Origin of the sequence: Qipengyuania pacifica, assembly GCF_019711555.1 — a bacterium.
Taxonomy (GTDB): Bacteria; Pseudomonadota; Alphaproteobacteria; order Sphingomonadales; family Sphingomonadaceae; genus Qipengyuania; species Qipengyuania pacifica.
The window spans coordinates 886,322-906,015 of sequence record NZ_JAIGNQ010000001.1 but is presented as its reverse complement, the minus strand read 5'-3'; the positions used below and the strand labels follow the sequence as shown (position 1 = coordinate 906,015).

Annotated in this window: 16 protein-coding genes and 1 tRNA gene; 7 read left to right on the top strand and 10 right to left on the bottom strand. The window is 62.5% G+C overall.

Going from position 1 to position 19,694, the window contains the following annotated elements:
* Window position 1 precedes the first annotated feature (1 nt).
* Genes K3177_RS04415 through K3177_RS04405 form a run of 3 tightly spaced genes read right to left on the bottom strand, consistent with a single transcriptional unit; the run spans window position 2 to window position 3,431 of the window.
* The gene (locus K3177_RS04415; protein ID WP_221597214.1) at window positions 2–313 is read right to left on the bottom strand and encodes a hypothetical protein; all 312 of its coding nucleotides are present in this window, start codon (window positions 311–313) and stop codon (window positions 2–4) included.
* Window positions 310–2,787 (bottom strand): cytochrome c oxidase subunit I, encoded by a 2,478-nt coding sequence (ctaD, locus tag K3177_RS04410; RefSeq protein ID WP_221597212.1) that lies wholly within the window; start codon window positions 2,785–2,787, stop codon window positions 310–312. Before ctaD ends, K3177_RS04415 begins: the two co-directional genes overlap by 4 nt.
* Window positions 2,784–3,431, bottom strand: a complete 648-nt coding sequence (locus K3177_RS04405) for a cytochrome c oxidase subunit II (protein WP_221597210.1) — start codon at window positions 3,429–3,431, stop codon at window positions 2,784–2,786. Before K3177_RS04405 ends, ctaD begins: the two co-directional genes overlap by 4 nt.
* A gap of 42 nt (window positions 3,432–3,473) precedes the next feature.
* On the opposite strand from K3177_RS04405, the gene K3177_RS04400 reads away from it, so the two are divergent.
* Entirely contained in the window at window positions 3,474–4,022 is a 549-nt protein-coding gene (locus tag K3177_RS04400) for a DUF2231 domain-containing protein (protein ID WP_234003226.1), read from the top strand.
* Here K3177_RS04400 and K3177_RS04395 read toward each other — a convergent pair.
* Together K3177_RS04395 and K3177_RS04390 are read right to left on the bottom strand one after the other, a co-directional pair.
* Window positions 3,989–4,480, bottom strand: a complete 492-nt coding sequence (locus K3177_RS04395; protein ID WP_196847626.1) for a CopD family protein — start codon at window positions 4,478–4,480, stop codon at window positions 3,989–3,991. The genes K3177_RS04400 and K3177_RS04395 overlap by 34 nt on opposite strands.
* A gap of 1 nt (window position 4,481) precedes the next feature.
* Entirely contained in the window at window positions 4,482–5,243 is a 762-nt protein-coding gene (locus K3177_RS04390; protein WP_221597208.1) for a cytochrome c oxidase assembly protein, read from the bottom strand.
* A 157-nt stretch (window positions 5,244–5,400) separates the two neighbouring features.
* On the opposite strand from K3177_RS04390, the gene K3177_RS04385 reads away from it, so the two are divergent.
* A complete protein-coding gene (locus K3177_RS04385; protein ID WP_247714217.1) occupies window positions 5,401–6,102 on the top strand; it encodes an NAD(P)-dependent oxidoreductase in 702 nt (233 codons plus the stop codon).
* Between the two features lie 44 nt (window positions 6,103–6,146).
* Here the strand turns inward: K3177_RS04385 and K3177_RS04380 are convergent.
* A tRNA-Ser gene (locus K3177_RS04380) sits at window positions 6,147–6,237 on the bottom strand.
* Between the two features lie 242 nt (window positions 6,238–6,479).
* Between K3177_RS04380 and K3177_RS04375 the strand changes: the two genes are divergently transcribed.
* Window positions 6,480–7,532 (top strand): peptidylprolyl isomerase, encoded by a 1,053-nt coding sequence (locus K3177_RS04375; protein WP_221597205.1) that lies wholly within the window; start codon window positions 6,480–6,482, stop codon window positions 7,530–7,532.
* Window positions 7,533–7,609: 77 nt separating this feature from the next.
* Here K3177_RS04375 and K3177_RS04370 read toward each other — a convergent pair whose 3' ends face one another.
* The 3 genes from K3177_RS04370 to K3177_RS04360 form a co-directional block, all read right to left on the bottom strand.
* Complete coding sequence (locus K3177_RS04370; protein ID WP_221597204.1) at window positions 7,610–7,975, bottom strand: VOC family protein; 366 nt, start codon at window positions 7,973–7,975, stop codon at window positions 7,610–7,612.
* Window positions 7,972–10,062 carry a RelA/SpoT family protein gene (locus tag K3177_RS04365; RefSeq protein WP_103025131.1) on the bottom strand — a complete coding sequence of 697 codons (2,091 nt, stop codon included), beginning with the start codon at window positions 10,060–10,062 and terminating at the stop codon, window positions 7,972–7,974. The genes K3177_RS04370 and K3177_RS04365 overlap by 4 nt, the downstream gene beginning before the upstream one ends.
* Window positions 10,063–10,123: 61 nt before the next feature.
* On the bottom strand, window positions 10,124–11,029 hold the full coding sequence (locus K3177_RS04360) for a hypothetical protein (RefSeq protein ID WP_221597203.1): 906 nt from the start codon (window positions 11,027–11,029) through the stop codon (window positions 10,124–10,126).
* Window positions 11,030–11,276: 247 nt separating this feature from the next.
* On the opposite strand from K3177_RS04360, the gene fumC reads away from it, so the two are divergent.
* Both fumC and K3177_RS04350 read left to right on the top strand, forming a co-directional pair.
* Complete coding sequence (fumC, locus tag K3177_RS04355) at window positions 11,277–12,662, top strand: class II fumarate hydratase (RefSeq protein WP_221597202.1); 1,386 nt, start codon at window positions 11,277–11,279, stop codon at window positions 12,660–12,662.
* A gap of 41 nt (window positions 12,663–12,703) precedes the next feature.
* A complete protein-coding gene (locus tag K3177_RS04350; RefSeq protein ID WP_221597201.1) occupies window positions 12,704–16,270 on the top strand; it encodes a hydantoinase B/oxoprolinase family protein in 3,567 nt (1,188 codons plus the stop codon).
* 9 nt (window positions 16,271–16,279) lie between these two features.
* Here K3177_RS04350 and K3177_RS04345 read toward each other — a convergent pair whose 3' ends face one another.
* A complete protein-coding gene (locus tag K3177_RS04345) occupies window positions 16,280–17,701 on the bottom strand; it encodes an aldehyde dehydrogenase family protein (protein ID WP_221597200.1) in 1,422 nt (473 codons plus the stop codon).
* A gap of 128 nt (window positions 17,702–17,829) precedes the next feature.
* On the opposite strand from K3177_RS04345, the gene K3177_RS04340 reads away from it, so the two are divergent.
* Complete coding sequence (locus K3177_RS04340; protein ID WP_247714216.1) at window positions 17,830–18,966, top strand: acyl-CoA dehydrogenase family protein; 1,137 nt, start codon at window positions 17,830–17,832, stop codon at window positions 18,964–18,966.
* Entirely contained in the window at window positions 18,963–19,691 is a 729-nt protein-coding gene (locus K3177_RS04335) for an acyl-CoA dehydrogenase family protein (protein ID WP_221597199.1), read from the top strand. The genes K3177_RS04340 and K3177_RS04335 overlap by 4 nt, the downstream gene beginning before the upstream one ends.
* The last annotated feature ends 3 nt before the right edge of the window (window positions 19,692–19,694 follow it).

The following is a 19,694-nucleotide window of genomic DNA, read 5'->3' as shown; positions in this document are numbered from 1 at the left end:
GTCAGTAGCAAGTCGATATTGCCAGGATCGGCAGCCCCGTTATCACGGTAGCGCCGAGGCCGATCCACCCGATCGCTATGCCGATGCGCTCCATCTGCGTATCGCGCCGTCGCATCAGCCAAAGCAGCAGCACCACCTGTGAGGCGATCAGCCCCGCCCAGACCGCAAGCAGAACCGCCTTTGTCTGCGTAAGGCCGAATACGGCCGGTTCGGTCCAGCCTCGTGCACAGCCCAGTCCTTGCAGTGCGTAAAGCACTGCGAAAGCCATGCTCCACAATACAAGGCCGGAGATCATGCGGATCAGCGCCGTCATAGCGATGCACTCGAAAGCGACAGTATCCAGGCGACAGCCAGTGCGACGGCGGCCCCGTAATCACTCCATACCGCAGCGATGCGCAATTCATGGGGGCGGTCGGGGGTCGTATGCCCGTTCGCGATCCGCCGGGTCATGAATACCTGCGCGAGCAGCCCGACAATTGCCGAGAAGACCGCGTAGCTTGTCAGTGTCCAGCCCACGGCGGCGAACGAATGCTCGCCGGGGCCCGGCAAATGGCGAATTGCACCGATGAGAAGACCGGCAATGGCCAATGCGAGACCACAAGCAGATATCATGGCGCCATTTCTCGATCGTGCAAAATCGCGCGCGCCGATGCGCGCTGCGGCCAGAGCAAGGAGTGCACCTGCTGTCACGAGCAAGGGTTCGAGGAAATATGCGCCGAAGTCGCCGGGCGGAGGCCAGTTGGGGGCAACGACCCAAAGGAAGAAATGGCCGAACACCAGCGAGGCGAACAGCGTTGCGCTCGCCGCGATTGCCAGCACACTGCCCCAGTAACCCACGCTGCCGCGCACCGCGAAACTGGTGGGTAATCGATCACCATGTCCGGTATCGACAGGCCCGTCGTCTTCGGTTGTTCCAGTTGTCGCAGTCCAGCGCCAGACCATGACCGCCGTACCGAGAATGAAAACCGGCGCCAGCCAATACAGGCTCAACAGCATCGACAGGAAGAAGCCGCCGATTACCAGAGCGGTCTGGAAAGGAACGATGCTCGGCCCGGGCAGGATGGCGACATGCTCCGGCGCGCCAGTAACCATGTCCACGGCAAGCGTCTCTCGGCGGTGGCCGATCGTACGGCCCAGCAACCCCCTGCCGGCAGCGAGGCCCGCGCCCAGCAGGCGATCGCGGGTAAGCGGTTCGCGGCAGTCGACCGTGGGCAGGCTGGCAAAATTATACTGCGGCGGCGGGGTGGGCATCGCCCACTCCAGGGTTTCGGCATTCCACGGGTCACGCCGCGAACGATTGCCGACCCGGCGCTGCAATGCGATGTCGATTGCGAAGAGGCCGAAACCAAAGGCCTGCATGAAACTGCCGACGGAGGATATCAGGTTGAGCCAGGTCCATCCCGCTTCCGCAGGATAGGTGTACATGCGACGCGGCATGCCCAGCAGACCCGTCAGATGCATGTGCAGAAACGTCAGATTGAAACCGATGAAGATCAGCCAGAAGGCGGCGATGCCCAATCGCATCACGCGCGTCCGCCCTGTGGCGTGCGGCATCCAGTAGTAAGCCGCTGCCAGCATCGGGAATACGAACCCACCGACAAGCACGTAATGCAGGTGAGCGGTTACGAAGGCAGTATCGTGTGCCTGCTGGTCGAAGGGCACGATCGCAAGCATCACGCCCGTCAGGCCGCCCAGCACGAAGACGATGAAAAAACCGACTATGTAATACATCGGCAGCGTGAATTTCGGTCGCCCTGCCCAGATCGTACCGATCCAGGCGAATATCTGGACGGCAGTCGGTATCGCCACCAGCACCGATGCGGCAGAGAAGAAGCCCAGCGCCATGTGCGGAATGCCGGTGGTGAACATGTGGTGGACCCACAAGCCAAAGCTGAGAAAGGCGAGCGCCATGACCGCGGTCACGATCGCGCCGTACCCGATGAGCGGTGTGCGTGCCATGACCGGAATGATGGTGGACAGCGCACCGGCCGCCGGCAGGAAGATGATATAGACTTCCGGATGGCCGAACAGCCAGAACAGGTGCTGCCAGAGCAGCGGCGACCCGCCGAGTTCGGGCTGGAAGAACGGCCAGCCGAACGCGCGTTCGAGTTCCAGCAGGATCGACCCGAGGATCAGCGGCGGAAAGCCGAAGATCATCATTCCTGCCGTCGCCAACAGATACCACGCCATGATCGGCATTCTGGTCAACGACATGTTCGCAGCGCGAAACTTCAGGATAGTCACCACGATTTCGATCGCGGCGCACATCGCCGAAATCTCGACGAAGGTAATGCCCAATAGCCAGACATCCGAATTGACGCCGGGCGTAAACTCCTTGCCTGACAGCGGCGGATAGAGGAACCAGCCCGCATCGGGCGCCACGCCGCCCAGCAGCGCCAGGATCATGATCGAACCGCCGAACAGGTAACACCACCAGCCAAGAGCAGTCAGCCGCGGATAGGCGAGATCGCGCGCGCCAAGAATCTTGGGCAGCAGATAGATGGCCAGCCCTTCCAGCATGGGAATGGCGAACAGGAACATCATGATACTGCCATGCATCGTGAATATCTGTCCGTAGACCTCCGGCCCGGCGAAAGCGCTCTCGGGCGTCGCAAGTTGAGCCCGGATAAGCATGGCGAGCACGCCCCCGATCCCAAAGAAAACAGCTGCTGCAATGATGAAGCGCTTGCCCAGATCGGTGTGGCTGACGCTGGTGAGAACGCCGCGCCAGCCCGGCTCGCCTTCCCAGATGCGCGTCAGATCGCGGTGGAGCTGGATTGCTTTCATCGTGCCGCCTCTAGTCCGTCCGGCCTATCGCCAATGTCGTACGCCTGGACCACAAAACGATGATCGGCGTGGCCTATGCCGCAATATTCTGCGCAGACGGCCTCGTAACGCCCCGGCGCTTCGGCTTCGATCCTGAGGCGGTTAACCTGGCCGGGGATCGCATCCATCTTGCCTGCCAGTCGGGGTATCCAGAGGCTGTGGATCACGTCGGTGGCCGTTATATCGATGTCCACCGGGCGTGCGGCTGGAATGCGCATCACCCCTTCCGAACAGCTTCCGTCTTCGTAACAGAATGTCCAACCGTAATTGTAGGCGGTAGCCTCGACCCGCAGTGCTGCGGTGCCGGTGGGCAGGCTGCGCTCGCCCACCCAAAGGGCGTAGACGAGCAGAACCGAAAGAACGCCGATCGGCATGGCCAGGCCAAGCCAACCGATCCACACACCCTTTCGATCCGGCTTCTGGCGGTCCGCGATACCGCGCCTGAACAGAGCCATGAATAGAAGCGTAAAGACCAGGGCCGACAACAACAGGGACCCGCCAAGCATCCACCACCACAGGTCTGCCACCCGCAAGGCGGACGGTCCGGCAGGATCGATTGTGGACAATGACCCGTTGCAGGCCGCAAGAGGGGCGAGAGCGAACATCGCGCTCGCCGCACGCACCCGATTACGCAGAGGATGAAACCATTGACCGACACGTTGCACGAAGAGGTTGCCGAAAAGGAACTGGTCGAGGGGAACCCCGACGAGCTGGTCGATCCGGTCGAACAGCAGCCCAATTTTCATCGCCTTGAATCGCGCATCGCTCTGGCCGGTCATCCCATTCATGCGATGCTGGTTGCTTTCCCGATTGCGCTGACCGCCTGCGTTCTTGGTGCGGACATATTCTATTGGTGGACCGGCGACATTTTCTGGGCGCGGGCCGGGTTGTGGGCGGCCGGCATGGCGTTTCTGTTCGGCGTTCTCGCCGGGGTGACCGGCACGATCGAGCTGCTCAGTGTGCCCGGTATCCGCCAGCGCGCCGCCAGCTGGACGCATTTCATCATCGCCGTGATGCTGCTGTCCATTCTGGGAATGAACTGGGGTTTCAGACTGCTCGGGTACGAACAGGCCGTGCTGCCATTTGGCATCATGATCTCCGCCTTCGCCGTCGCCTTCACCGGGTTTACCGGATGGCACGGGGGCAAGCTTGTTTTCGAATATCAAATCGGGGTCTCGTCGACCGGGAGTTCATGACCGAGCGGGTGGTCCAGCCAGGCCGGGGCGAAGCTGTCCAGTGTCGGTTTTCCAAGTACCAGAAACAGGATCGCCACCATCGCGACGACGATCGGCAGGAGCGTGGGCAGCGCACTTCGCGGAACGAAGCTGCCCCGCCGCTCGCTCATCAGGATCACCAGATGCCCGATCCAAGCGTGTAGCGAGACCAGAACACCGACGACCAGCAGCTTCACGAACATCCACAGGGTGAAGGCGCCAGCCAGGAAAATCAGTGCGGTGCCTGCGGTAATGGCAATGATGGCGGCGGGGGTGACGAAATAGGAATACGCGCGATGGGTCAGCAGGCGCAGCTGGGCATAGCTGCCCTGACCCTCCCCGATTTCGTGCTTGCTGAGCATGAGCGGCAGACCCACCAGCCCTGCACACCATATGATGAGAGCGGCGATGTGAACCGCCTTGACGAGCGAAAGGATCATCTCAGGCCGGGTTCCGGACAATGCCGGCGACGGGCATGATGTCGTCCTGAAGCAGCCACGCCTTGCGAGCGATCACGGCTGCGCCGATCGCGAAAGGCGCCATCCCGCCGACCCACATGATGAGCCCGGACAATTGCTGGTCGGCCAGCGCCGAAATACCCCACGATGGCGCAGCGACGATATGGACCAGATAAAACGGCCGCGCTGCAAATGTCAGCAGTGCGCCCAGAAAACCCATCTGCACCAGGCCGCCCAGCAGCCCTCCAACTGCCCCCACCGCGCTCGCCCGGCGAACCGCATGCCAGAACGCGAAGGACGTCGCGAGGATCGAAAGCTGCATCACCCAGTACACCAGCATGTTGGAGAGAGCAGCATCGTAGAGCGCCGGCACGTGCCAGCCCCACAACACGGCAGTCATGGCGATCGTTGCAGGGCCGACCGGGAAGTGAAGGCCGGATAGCGTACGCACGATACGGTTCGACGCGCCGCTGTCACGGACCGCCATCACAAAGGCCAGCGAAGCCGCGATCAGAAAAAGATGATGGACCGAGCGGGCCGAAAACAGCGTAACACTCGCAGCACAGAGCGGCGAAACGAAAGCGACCGCAAGCAGCGCGACCCCGGAGGCTGCCAACCGGTTGCGTGCCCGCAACGCCAAGGCTAGCCCGCATGCCAGGACAGCGATCAGTGCCGGGTCGAAATTCCACCGCATGGCGATTTCGTGGAGGCCCGGTGGGCTTCCGCAATAACTGCCGGCAAACATTCGCATCACTCCCGGATAAATGGATCGACCCCGCCGAGGCAGCCTGAAACTGGATAATTCCCTGCGTGTACGAGGGAACATAGCGGTCGGAATTGCGGTTTGGAAACGGTCAATTGCAACAATTTATCCCGGCAAACGGGATGCGGGAGTATCGAATTTGAGCCAGAAACGGATTGCAGTGTTCGGCGCCAGCGGCGCAACCGGTCGCGAAGTTGTCAGACATGACTTGCGCGCCGGGCTCGAGGTCGTGGCTATCGACCGCTCCCAGCCGGATGAGGAGGACCGCCTCGAAGGTGTGACATATCGCCAGGCAGACGTGCTCGAAGACGATCTCGCCGATGCAATGAAAGGCTGCGATGCGGTAATTTCGACGCTGGGTGTCGCCTTCTCGCCAAGCAATGCCATGTCGCCTCCCCCGCTCTACACCAAGGGCACCGGCAATATTCTGGACGGCATGCAGCGTGCTGGCATCGACCGGATTGTGGTAATCTCTGCGGCCTTCGTCGCCGATCAGCCCAGCTTGCCGAAGTGGTTCAAGCTCACGGTCGTCCCGGCGCTGCACAACATTTTGGACCAGATGAAGGAAATGGAGGCGTCTCTGGAAGAGGCGACAAATCTCGAATGGACCGCCGTGCGTCCCGCCTGGCTCATCGAAAAGCCGGCCAACGGCGAATTGCTGGTCGATGAAGAACACCTGCCCCAGGAAGCCTTCCGCTGCCGCATAGGAGATCTCGGCGCCTTCATGGTCGATTGCGTGAAGAACGAGAAACACGTGCGCGCCAAACCGGCCGTCGGCGCCCCCGAGGACGAAAAGTTTGAAAGCCCCCTCGCCCTGGGCGAAGAATTCGTCGGATTGTAGGGAGCCTCGGCGCCCCGCCTACATGTCGGCATAAGACAGGAAAGTGGCGGAGCAGGAGGGATTCGAACCCTCGATACGGGGTTACCGTATACACACTTTCCAGGCGTGCGCCTTCGACCACTCGGCCACTGCTCCGCATTCCCCGCCCGGACATGCCAAGCAAGGAAGGCGCGCCTCTAGCGGCGAGGCGATGATTCCGCAAGCCGGGACGGGATGCGTGTTATTGGCATTTGCATAAATGGGAGTAATATCCGGGCTGCGACGGAGCTGCGCGGATCAGGCATACCCTGCGAACTCCGTCTCGAAGCCCCCTCCTGCCCCTACAATGCGCAGGTGGGGGCTTTTGTTTTCCCGCGCACGGTGGCACGCCATGCGCGATGACGAGACCGCTGATTTCCCTCGCCGCGCTGCTTGCGCTCGCCGCCCCCTCCTTCGCGCAGGAAGCTGCGCCTGCGCCGCCCTCGCCTGCGGAGATCGTCGATCAGGCCCCCGAGGACGAATGGGTCGCCATCCCGCCCGAAGATCTGCTGGTGATGACCCTAGCGCCTGCCGCGGACGGATCGGAACGCAAGGTGGTGATTCAGCTCATGCCGGCGCCTTTCAGCCAGGACTGGGTTGCAAACATTCGTACGTTCGCGCGTGCCGGCTGGTTCGACGACATCACCGTCAACCGCGTGCAGGACAATTATGTCGCCCAGTGGGGCGATGCCAATTACGACAATCCCGAAAGCACGGGCGAGGCCAAGGCTCTGCCCGATGGCCTGATCGCGACCGACGAGCGGAACTACACGGCGCCTGGCGAGGCGATCGGCCTGTCCACCCTCCTGGCGGATTCGACCCGCGACCTTGCGCTGAAAACCGGCCATGTGCTTTCGACGAGCGACGAAACGGCTGGCGTGATCATCGCCAACGGCCTCGTCGATTCCTACGCGCAGCTTTCGCTGTTCGATCGCGGGTGGCCGCTGGCATCCAATATCGGCGCCGACGACGAAAGCGAGCCTGCAGCCGTCTGGCCGATCCATTGCTACGGCATGGTGGGCGTGGGACGGAACATGTCCCCGGATGCGGGGACGGGGGCGGAACTCTACACGGTCATCGGGCACGCGCCGCGTCATCTCGACCGCAATATCGCGCTCGTCGGCAGGGTGGTCGAAGGGATCGAGCATCTGTCCAGCCTGCCGCGCGGCAAAGGCCAGCTCGGCTTCTACGAAGACGAAGCGATGCGCACACCGATCCTCACCGTCCGGGTGGCTGCCGATCTTCCCGCATCCGAGCGCCCCTCGTTCGAATATCTCGCGACAGACGGCGCCAGTTTCGCCCGCTATGCCGAAGCGCGCGCCAATCGCCGCGACCCCTTCTTCATCGTGCCGGCGGGCGGCGCGGATATCTGCAATATTCCGGTGCCGGTCCGGCGCACGGGCAGTCAATGACGCCGCATCGATGGCGGGAGACATGAGCTGATTGGCAAGCACCCGCCGTCCGATCGGATGCGCGGCCTCGTCCCGCGTCAGACCTTCTGCATCAATTCGATGCGATTGCCGAAGGGATCGGCGATATCGCCGCGCCGATAGCCTTCCAGATCCTTGCCCGGCTTGTAGCGGATACCCGCCTTGCCCAGCTTCGCCACCAGGCCAGCCAGATCATCGACCAGCAATGCCGGATGCGCCCGGCGCGACGGGAGGAAACCTTCCTCCACCCCGCAGTGGATCGCAATACTGGCGCCTTCGAACCAGCAGCCGCCGTTGACGGCAAGATGTGCGGGCTTTGCCACCTCGGCAAGTCCCATGACATCGACCCAGAAACGCCGTGCGTGCGGCTCGCCACCATGGGGCATGGCCAGCTGGACGTGGTCGATGCCGATGACGGCGGTCATACCCGCTCCGCCTGAGCGATGGAATCGCTGGCGCGCAGGGCACTGAGAATACGGTTGAGGTGGGGTACGTCCTGTACTTCCAGATCGATTTCGTAGGTGGTGAACGGATGGTCGAGCTGGGTCTGGTCGAGGCTCGTCACATTGACGTGGTTCTGTGCGAAGATACCCGCCATCTCGGCCAGCGTACCCGGCCGGTCGTACAGCGTCACCCGCAGGCGCCCCGTTGCGCCGCGCGACCGCTTGCCCCAGGACAGGTCGAGCCAGTCGCTGTCGATACCGCTGGCGAGGTGATGGCAGTCGATCGTGTGCACTTCGACGCCTTCGTTGGGCTTGCGCAGCCCGACGATCCGATCGCCGGGCACCGGGTGGCAGCATTCCGCCAGCTTAAAGCCGACGCCCGGCGTCAGCCCGCGGATCGACAGGGCCTTGCCGCTCTTCGCCCAGTCGGGCTCGTCCTCCAGTTCTGCCGTGCTTCCCGGAACCAGAGCCTCCATCACCTCGCGATCGGAAATCTTGGCCGATCCGATGGCGTAATAGAGGTCCTCTTCCTCGTCCATTTCCAGTCGCCGCAACGCCTCGCGCTGGGCTTTCTTGCCGATCTTTGCCGGCACCCGCAAAGCGATCTCGTCGAACAGCTTCTTGCCGATTTCGGCCACTTCGGCGCGCTCCTTCAGGCGCACTGCGCGGCGGATGGAAGCACGGGCCTTGCCGGTGACGACAAAGCCCAGCCAGCTCATCTGCGGATCGGCCTGCGCGCTCTTGATGATCTCGACCACGTCGCCATTGTTCAGCTGGGTGCGCAGCGGCATGTGCCGCCCGTTGATCTTGGCGCCCACCGTCTGCGCGCCCAGATCGGTGTGCACGGCGAAAGCGAAATCGACCGGCGTCGCCCCCTTGGGCAGCTGGAACAGCGCGCCCTTGGGCGTGAAAGCGAAGATGCGATCCTGGTAAATCGCCAGCCGCGTGTGCTCCAGCAGCTCTTCGGGATCGTGGCTCGCATCCACGATCTCGATCAGATCGCGCAGCCAGGCAACCTGCCCGTCGGGGCGATTGCCCTGCTTGTAGGCCCAGTGCGCGGCAAAGCCGAATTCGTTGATCCGGTGCATTTCGCGGGTGCGCAGCTGCACCTCGACCCGCATGGATTTGCCATAGATCAGCGAGGTATGGAGCGAACGATACCCGTTGTTCTTCGGGGTCGAGATGTAGTCCTTGAACTTGCCGGGCAGGAACTGCCACGTCGTATGCAGCACACCCAAAGCGCGGTAGCAGTCCGACACTTCCTCGCAGATGATGCGGAAGGCCATGATGTCCGTAACCTGTTCGAAGCTCACATGGCGCTCGGCCATCTTGCGCCAGATCGAATAGGGGTGCTTTTCGCGGCCCGATACTTCGGTGGTTATCCCGGCTTCCGCCAGCGCGTGTTTCATGTCGAGCGCGATGGCATCGACTTGGCCCCCATCCTCGCTGCGGATCTGGTCCAGCCGCTGGGTGATGGTCCGGAAGGCTTCGGGTTCCAGCTGTTCGAAAGCGAGCATCTGCATCTCGCGCATATATTCGTACAGCCCGATCCGCTCTGCCAGCGGGGCATAGATGTCCATCGTCTCGCGCGAGATGCGCTGGCGCTTTTCCGGGTTCTTGATGAAATGCAGCGTGCGCATGTTGTGCAGCCGGTCGCCCAGCTTCACCAGCAGCACGCGGATATCCTCGCTCATGGCCAGCAGGAACTTGCGCAGGTTTTCCGCCGCGCGCTCGTTCTCGGGCATCTGCTCGATCTTGGACAGCTTGGTCACGCCGTCGACCAGCCGCGCGACATCGGTGCCGAAATTCGCCTCGATGTCGTCGATCGTCGCCAGCGTATCTTCCACCGTGTCGTGGAGCAGCGCGGTGGCGATGGTTTCCTGGTCGAGCTTCAGATCGGTCATCAGCCCGGCGACTTCGACCGGATGGCTGAAATAGGGATCGCCGCTGGCCCGGGTCTGCGTGCCGTGCTTTTGCACCGTATAGACATAGGCGCGGTTGAGCATCGCCTCATCGGCGTCGGGGTCGTATTCCTTGACCCGCTCTACGAGTTCGTATTGGCGCAGCATTCTGTTCTGACGATGTGGGCAAACGCTACCGCAATGCAACGCAAAAGTGCCTCGGGTCCGACTAAATACGTTCGCGCAGCGCGGTGAGGAACAGCTCTGGCTCGTCGACCCGGAATGCCACCCGCTCGACCGTCCGTGTTTTACCAAAAAGCCCGCGATGCCGGATTGGCTTCTTCAGCCGCAAGATAATGTTCGGATGCGCCAGAATGGCGGCATGTAGAACGTCGCTGCGTTTGGTGTCTTCCATTGAAATGGCCGCATCGACGCCTGCAATCTCGCAATGGGGCACCGCGAAGTCGGTCAGCGTTCCTGCCCGCACACGCACCAGGTTTTCGTCCATCAGCACGGGATAAATCCGGAACGCCTTCATCAGTGCAATGGTGAAAAGCAAACCCCAGACGCCCAGCGCAAGTAGTATCCATGCTGCCGTGGTGCTCCAGTGGCTGACCAGCAGATGCATCACTCCAATCTCGATCAGCTGAAGTACCAGCAAAGTGGCAATCATCGGATTGACTATCCGGTGACAGCTGAAGCTCTGCGTTTTCCCAGGGACATCGGGCTGCGCGCCCCAGCTGAACAGCGCCAGGCGAAGCATGGCGAATTCATACGCTGCCATGCGTACAAGCAGTTCAGGCAGCACCTGCTGCGCGGCCTGCGCGATAGACCCGGTCCGTTCAAAAACCCGTATGGCCCGCCACAGGCTCCACCCGGCATAAGTGGCCACGGTCAGAGCCATCGCCAGAACTACGGCGTGCATGTCGAGCAGCGCAGCGCGGACCGGATCGGCAGCGCCCGCTGTCGCGACCAGAAAACCCGTCGCGATTGCGCCCAGCACGGCGCGCAGTTGCGGCCGGTTGCGCGGCGCCTTTGCGATGAGCGCCAGCGTTAGGCTGTCGGCGGCAATCCACAGAAAGCACAAGGCGGCAGTGCGCGGATAGCGAGCGGCAATTTCACTGTGAGTTGCCATGCGCGCGCCAAAGATTGCCAAGAGCGGCGCAAGAAGCAGAAGTATCGGGCGAAGCCGGTTCGGGAGTAAATACAGCACAGGCCATCTCCTTCGTTTGCGTCCTAACCTGCCCCCGCGAACACAACAATTGTCCGCGGCGCAACGACATATGCAAGAAATGGAAGGTGGGTCGGCGGCCCACGGGTGGCCAGCGCCATCTTAGCACCCTAATCGGGTCGACGTCTGCGCGAGTATCAGGAGCGACACCATGACCGACACGAGAACCGAAACCGACTCCATAGGACCGATCGATGTGGCGAGCAGCGCCTATTGGGGTGCGCAGACGCAGCGCAGTCTGGAAAACTTCCCTTTCCCCGCTCACCAGCGCATGCCGATCCAGATCGTCCATGCACAGGCTGCGGTGAAACAGGCCGCCGCGCGCATCAATCGCAAGCACGGGCTGGACGGGAAGCTGGCCGACGCCATCGAAGCCGCCGCAACGGCAATCCGCAAGGGCGACTATGACGAAGAGTTCCCGCTGACCATCTTCCAGACCGGCAGCGGCACCCAGACGAACATGAACGTCAACGAGGTGATCGCCGGGATTGCGAACGAGCAGCTCGCCGGTACGCGCGGCGGGAAGGAGCCGGTCCATCCCAACGACCACGTCAACAAATCGCAAAGTTCGAACGACAGCTTCCCGACCGCGCTTCATGTAGCAACGGCGCTCGCCACCCGCGATGCGCTGCTCCCCGCGCTCGACCGGCTGACCTCCTCGCTCAATGCCAAGGTCGAAGCCTTCGCCGATATCGTGAAGATCGGGCGCACGCATACGCAGGATGCCACCCCGCTTACCCTGGGGCAGGAATTCTCCGGCTATGTCGCACAGCTCGTAAGCTGCAAGGCACGTATAGAGGGCGCTCTCAGTGGCAATATCCGCAAGCTGGCCATTGGCGGGACCGCCGTCGGCACCGGGCTGAATGCGCCCGACGGCTGGGCCGAGGACATGAGCGGCGCGATCAGCGAGATCACCGGCTTCGAATTCGAACCCGCGCCGAACAAGTTCGAACAACTGGCGGCAAAGGATGGGCTCGTCTTTTTCTCCGGCGCGCTCAACACGCTGGCGGTGGCGCTCAACAAGATCGCGAACGACATCCGCTTTCTCGGCTCCGGCCCGCGCTCGGGCCTTGGCGAACTGTCGCTGCCCGCCAACGAGCCGGGCAGCTCGATCATGCCGGGCAAGGTCAATCCGACGCAGTGCGAAATGCTGACCATGGTCGCAGCGCAGGTGATCGGCAACAACCAGTCCGTGACCGTCGGCGGCATGCAGGGGCAGTTCGAACTCAATGTCTTCATGCCGCTGATCGGCTCGAACGTGATCCGCTCCATCGAACTGCTGGCGATCGGGATGGAGAGCTTCGCCGAACGCTGCGTGGACGGGATCGAAGCGAACAGGGACCAGATCGCCGCCCTGGTCGACAGGTCGCTCATGCTGGTCACCGCGCTCGCCCCCGAAATCGGTTACGACAACGCCGCGACGATCGCGAAACACGCGCACAAGAACGGCCAGACCCTCAAGGAAGCCGCGCTCGAACTGGAACTGGTCGACGCGGAAACATTCGACCGCCTGGTCCGTCCAGAGGACATGGTCTGAGTTTCTGCGGGCCGGTCACGAACAGACGGAGGGACAGCACAATGGCATCGGGCAGCAAAAAGAGGGCATGGCACTTCGCTGTCGATCGCGGGGGCACCTTTACCGATGTCGTTGCCGTAACGCCCGATGGGGCGCTGGTGACCGACAAGCTGCTCTCGGAAAATCCCGGCCATTATGCGGATGCGGCGAGCGAAGCCGTGCGGCGCCTCATGGAGCGGCATGGGAATGGCGCCATCGCGGAACTGCGGATCGGGACAACGGTCGCGACGAATGCGCTGCTCGAACGCAAGGGCGAGCGGCTTGCGCTCGCCATCACCCGCGGCTTCGGGGATGCGCTCCGTATCGGCAACCAGGCACGGCCGGATATCTTCGCGCGGCATATCGTCCTGCCTGAACAGCTGGCCTCGCAGGTGGTGGAAATCGACGAGCGGGTTTCCGCCGATGGCGAGGTACTGACTGCCCTTGACGAGCAAGAGGCGCGTCGGGCTTTCGAAGGGCTGCGTGCCGACGGCGTCGATGCGCTCGCCATCGTGCTGATGCACGGCTGGAAATATCGCGATCACGAGGAACGGCTGGCCGCCATCGCGCGCGACATGGGCTTTGCGCAGATCAGCGTCAGTCACGAGGTTGCGCCGCTCATTCGTCTGATCCCGCGCGGCGACACGACTGTCGTCGATGCCTATCTCTCGCCGGTCCTGCGACGCTATACCGACACGCTTCAGGCCGGTCTGCCCGAAACCGACAGCCTGCGTTTCATGCAATCGAACGGCGGGCTGGCAGAAGTCGGCGCATTTCGCGGCAAGGATGCCATTCTGTCCGGTCCGGCAGGCGGCGTTGTCGGCATGGTCGCTGCGGGCAAGCCACTGGGCCATGACAAGCTCATCGGCTTCGACATGGGCGGGACCAGCACCGATGTCGCGCATTATGCGGGCGAATACGAACTGACCGGCGATAGCGTGGTGGCCGGCGTGCGCGTCGCCGCCCCGATGATGCAGATCCACACCGTTGCCGCAGGGGGCGGATCGATCTGCCAGTTCGACGGCGGGCGGTTCACGGTCGGTCCGGAAAGCGCGGGCGCGGATCCGGGCCCCGCCTGCTATCGCAAGGGCGGCCCGCTGACAGTGACTGACTGCAACCTGTTTCTTGGCCGAATTGACCCTGCATTCTTCCCGAACGTCTTTGGTTCGGACGGCAATCAAACGCTTGATCCGCATGCATCCCACAACCGTCTGAAGGAAATCGCCGAAGCGCTTCCACACCCCAGATCGCTGGAGGAAATCGCGGAAGGCTTCCTCGATATCGCGGTCGACAACATGGCGAATGCGATCCGCAAGATCAGTGTGGCGCGCGGGCACGATGTGACGACCTATGCCCTCGCCTGCTTCGGCGGAGCGGGCGGACAGCATGCCTGCAGGGTCGCCGAAGCTCTCGGCATGGAAACAGTTCTCGTCCACCCGCTCGCCGGCATTCTCTCCGCCTACGGTATTGGCCTGGCGCCGGTGAAAGCCATCCGCGAAGTCAGTCTCGTCAGAAAGCTCGGCGAGAGTTTCGCCGCAGAACTAGCGGATCTCGAGGCTCAGGCACGCCGGGCCTTGCTGGACCAAGGTATCGAAAACAGCGAGATCGTGCTCGAAAGCCACGCCCGCCTGCGGTTCGAAGGCAGTGACAGCTTGCTGCCGATCGATTGCGGCGATGTCCCTACGATGGACCGGACGTTCCGCACCCTTCACCGCCAGCGGTTCGGCTATTCCGATGACCACGCGCCGATCGTGGTCGAGGCTCTGAGCGTCGAGGCCAGCGGGATGAGTGGCGGCCTCGGCAGTGCAGTGGCCCAGCCGGTTGCCGCCAGCGGCAAGCCCTCGGGCACATGGCAGACCGTAGAACGCGCGGCGATGAGCCGGGGCGACGTCGTGCATGGTCCGGTTCTGGTGATCGATCCGGCATCGACGACAGTCGTCGAAGGCGGATGGCAGGCCCGGCTCGCGGAAGAAGGCAGCCTCGTACTCACACGCAGCGAACCGCTTCAGCGCGACCGTGCGGCGGGGACCGAGGTGGACCCGGTCCGGCTCGAAATTTTCAACAATCTCTTCATGGCGATCGCAGAAGAGATGGGCGTCGTTCTCCAGTCGACGGCGACTTCGGTAAACATCAAGGAACGGCTCGATTTCTCCTGCGCCCTGTTCGACGGATCGGGCGAACTGATCGCCAATGCGCCGCACATTCCCGTCCATTTAGGGTCGATGGGCGACAGTATCGCCCGCGTTATCGAGGCGCGGGGCAACGCTCGCGACGGGCGCGGCTTCAGGCGGGGTGATGCCTATGTGCTCAACGATCCCTATCGCGGCGGGACCCACCTTCCCGACATCACCGTGATCGTGCCCGTCTTCTTCGAAGACAATGCTTCCGAACCCGGCGCGTTCGTGGCCGCGCGCGGGCATCATTCGGATATCGGCGGGATTGCACCGGGATCGATGCCACCCGAAAGCCGGACCATCGAGGAAGAAGGCGTACTTATCGACAATGCCCTGCTGGTCGATGCCGGGCATTTCCGCGAGGCGGAAATGCGCGAGGTCCTCGCTGCGGCAACGCATCCTGCGCGCAATCCGGATCGCAACATCTCCGATCTGCGCGCGCAGCTTGCCGCATGCACCCGCGGGGAGTCACTGCTTCAGTCAGCTGCGCGCGATCAGGGAGCGGATGTGGTGGCCGCCTATATGAACCACGTTCTCGCCAATGCGGAGGAAAGCGTCAGGCGGCTGCTCGACCGGCTGGACGACGGCACATTCGCCTATCCGATGGACAACGGTGCGGTGGTAAAGGTGGCCATCCGGATCAACCGGGATGAGCGATCGGCCGTCTTCGATTTCACCGGCACCGGCGGACAATTGCCCGATAATTTCAACGCGCCCAAATCCATAACGCGCGCAGCGGCACTCTATGTCGTGCGCACGCTGATCGACGATGCCATTCCCATGAACGATGGCTGCCTGCGTCCTGTCGAACTGGTCGTCCCGGAAGGGTCGATGCTCAATCCGCGCCCGGGGGCTGCCGTGGTGGCAGGTAATGTCGAGACAAGTCAGGTCGTGACCGACACGCTCTTCGCAGCGACAGGCAGGCTGGCACCGAGCCAGGGCACGATGAACAATTTTACCTTCGGCGACGGCGCAGATCAATATTACGAAACGATCTCCGGCGGATCGGGCGCCGGCCTCGACCATGATGGGACCAGCGCCGTGCAGACCCATATGACCAATTCGCGGCTGACCGATCCGGAAATCCTGGAAAGTCGGCTTCCGGTCCGTCTCGACACCTTCTCCATTCGGCGGGGGTCTGGCGGGGATGGCGAATATCGCGGCGGAGATGGCGTAGAACGCCGCATTACTTTCCTCCACCCGATGCGCGCCAATATGCTGGCGAACCGGCGGGAGATCGCGCCGCGCGGCATCTGCGGCGGCACTGATGCAGCGCCGGGCCGCAACTGGATCGAGCGTGCAGACGGCTCACGAGAAAATCTCGGCGCCACGGGCTCGGGCGACATGCAGCCCGGCGACACATTCGTCATCCTCACCCCCGGCGGTGGAGGCTTCGGCCCTCCCCGCCAGAAGTGAAGATCGCGATCAGACGGCCGCGTCGCGTTTGACCGTGATGACCTGAGGATAGGTGAATTCCTTCAAGCCATCGACGCCATATTCGGCGCCGAAGCCCGACTGCTTGTGCCCACCGAACGGAGCGAACGGCGAGAGGTGCATGAATTCATTGATCCAGACCGTACCCGTTTCGAGCTGTTCCGCGATTTCGACGCCCTTGTCGGTATCTTTGGTCCAGACTGCGCCGGCGAGGCCGTAATCCGAATTGTTCGCGCGTTCGATGACTTCGTCGATCGTGTCGAATTTCAAAAGCGGCATGACGGGGCCAAACTGTTCTTCGGCCACGATCCGCGCATCTTCCGGTGGGTTGTCGAGTATCGTGATCGGCACGTAATATCCGGTGCCGGACGGGTCCTTGTCGCCTCCGGTCAGGAATTTGTAGCCATTGTCCTTCGCATCCTGGATCAGTTCGAGCACGCGCTCATACTGCTTCTTGTTCTGGATCGGGCCGACGCCGGTACCCTGCTGCGAACCATCTCCGACCACCACGGTGTTTGCATAAGCAGCGATCGCCTTGGACAGGTCGTCGTAAATATCCTTGTGAATGTAGACGCGCTTGGCCGCGATGCAGACTTGCCCAGCATTGGAAAAGCTCGACCAGAATAGCTGCTCTGCGACTTTTTCGACATCGGCATCCGGCAGTACGATCGACGCGTCATTACCGCCAAGCTCGAGCGTGATACGCTTCAGGTCGCCGCTCGCGCCTGCCATGATTTTCTTGCCCGTGGCAGTCGACCCGGTGAAGGTTATCTTGTCGATGTCCGGGTGTTCGGTAATCAGCGGGCCCAAGGTGTCTTCTCCGGTGATGATGTTCACCGTACCGGCCGGCACCACGTCCTTGATCAGTTCCGCAATGCGCAGCGTAGTCAGCGGCGTGAACGGCGACGGCTTGAGCACGATCGTGCAGCCTGCGACCAGCGCTGGCACGATTTTCTGAATGGCCATCATGATCGGGAAGTTCCAGGGCACGATACCGCCGACCACGCCCACAGGCACACGGCGGGTACGCGACAGACGCGTATCGTCGTCCTGGCTTATCACGTCATCCAATGTCAGCGTCGATTGCGCAGCAGCAAGGCCGGCTGCGCCGTAAATTTCCTGTTGCGCCTGCGTATGGGGCTTGCCCTGCTCGCTGGTCAGCAGGCGATAGAGTTCGTCGGCATTTCCCTTGATCGCTGCCGCGATTCCCTGGACCGCTTTTTGACGTTCTTCCTGGGGGGTTTTCTTCCATTCCTTGAACGCGCGTCGCGCGGCAGCGACGGCACGGTCCAGTTCATCCTTGCCGCAGGCTGGTACGCGCCCGACCACCTGCTCGTTGGCAGGGTTCAGAACCTCCAGCCACTCGCCATTGTCGACCATTTCGCCGTCGATCAGGTTCTTATAGTCTGTCATCGCTTTTCTCTCCTTGCCGGAATCCAGGAATTTTCTCTCCGCAATATCCTGTCGGGATTCGTTGCATGATGCAACGGGTCTTGCGGCGCGGCCAGAAATTGGAGACAGAAGCACCGGAGAGGAGAGCGATGCAGACCTTCGCAACCGAAGCGATCGACTGGCCGGACACAGCGACGCGCCTGCGCGACCAGGTCCGTGATCTGGTTGCGCAGCACGGCGAGCGAGATCCTGTTCGCCGGGCAAACAGCTGGACCAAGCCGAACCCCGCCTTCAGCCGCAAATTGGGTGATGCGGGCCTGCTCGGCATGACCTGGCCCAAGGAGTACGGGGGGCACGAGCGCAGCCAGCTTGAACGCTATGTAGTGATCGAAGAACTGCTGGCGGCTGGTGCCCCGGTCGGGGCGCACTGGATCGCGGACCGGCAGAGCGGGCCGCTGCTGCTGCGTCTCGGCAACGACAGGTTGAAACGGCGCTGGGTACCCGCGATTGCCCGCGGCGAGGCATTTGCCTGCATCGGCCTTAGCGAACCGGGCTCGGGTTCGGACCTTGCCTCGGTCCGCACGTCGGCACGCCGTGATGGCGACGAGTGGATCATCAACGGCCAGAAAGTGTGGACCACCGGCGCGCATATCAGCCATTTCATGATTGCCCTTGTCCGCAGCGAAGCAGGCAGCGAGCGACAGGCCGGATTGTCGCAATTCGTCATTCCGATGGATGCGCCGGGCGTCACGGTCAAACCTATCATAGACCTGACGGGTGCGCATGAATTCAACGAGGTGTTTTTCGAGGACGTCCGCTTGCCAGGCGATGCACTTCTGGGGGTCGAAGGCGAAGGCTGGAAGCAGGCCACTGCCGAGCTCTCGCTCGAACGGTCGGGGCCGGAGCGATACCTGTCGTCCATGGCGCTTTTTCTGGAACTGGTGCGATATGCCGGAACGCAGACAGATCCCGCGCTCCAGCAACTGGTCGGCCGCCTTGCCGCAGAGGCGTGGACCTTGCGATTGATGAGCGCATCGGTCGCGGCCAAGCTTGCACGAGGCGAGGACCCGGCGCTGGAAGCGACCATCGTCAAGGATCTTGGCAATTCGTACGAGCAGGCGATCCCACAATTGGTCCAGGCTGTTGTCGATTTCGGCGACGCAGATGCCGAGGTGCTACGAGCCGTCTGCTTCTACCTGCTGCAGGTAAGCCCGAGCTTCTCGCTGCGTGGCGGCACGCGGGAAATCGTCCGGGGAATTATCGCACGCGGATTGGGCCTCAGATGAGTGACACGCGCCGCATGCTGGCTGAAATGGTCGATCCTCTTTTCGCGGGAATGGGTGCGGCAGCCATTGTCGAGCGTGACATTGCGCGCCTTGAAGAGCTCGGACTGCCAAACCTTCTGGTGCCCGAAGCGGAGGGCGGCTTCGGCGGCAGCTGGCTCGATGCGCTGACGGTCTTTCGCCTAGCCGGCTATCACGCCCTTGGCATCGACCTGCCGAAGCTCATCGTTAAGCGAGCAGCAGTGGCAGACACCGAGCTGGCAATGGCCTTTGCCCGCGCCTGTCAGATTGCGGGCGCTCTGGACGCGGCGCTGGCCTTGTCGATCGCCTATGCCAATGAGCGCCAGCAATTCGGCAGGCCGCTCGGAAAATTCCAGGCCGTACAGCAGTCTCTCGCGAGCTTTGCCTGCGAAGCGGCAGCGGCCAATTGCGCTGCGATGGGTGCGGCACAGGCGCTCGATCGCGGTAACGCCGAATTCGAAGTCGCCGCTGCCAAGCTGCGCGCGAACCGGGCAGTCGAAATGGGCACCAGTGTTGCTCATCAGGTTCACGGCGCGATCGGCTTCACGGACGAATACGCATTAGCCCCCCTCACCCGGCGGTTGTGGCAATGGCGTTCCGAATACGGCAACGATGCCTGTTGGAGCGCTCGGCTCGGCAGTAAGGTAATCGCGCAAGGGGCAGACCGGTTCTGGCCGGACCTTTCCGCGCGAACCGACCATTCCTAGCCG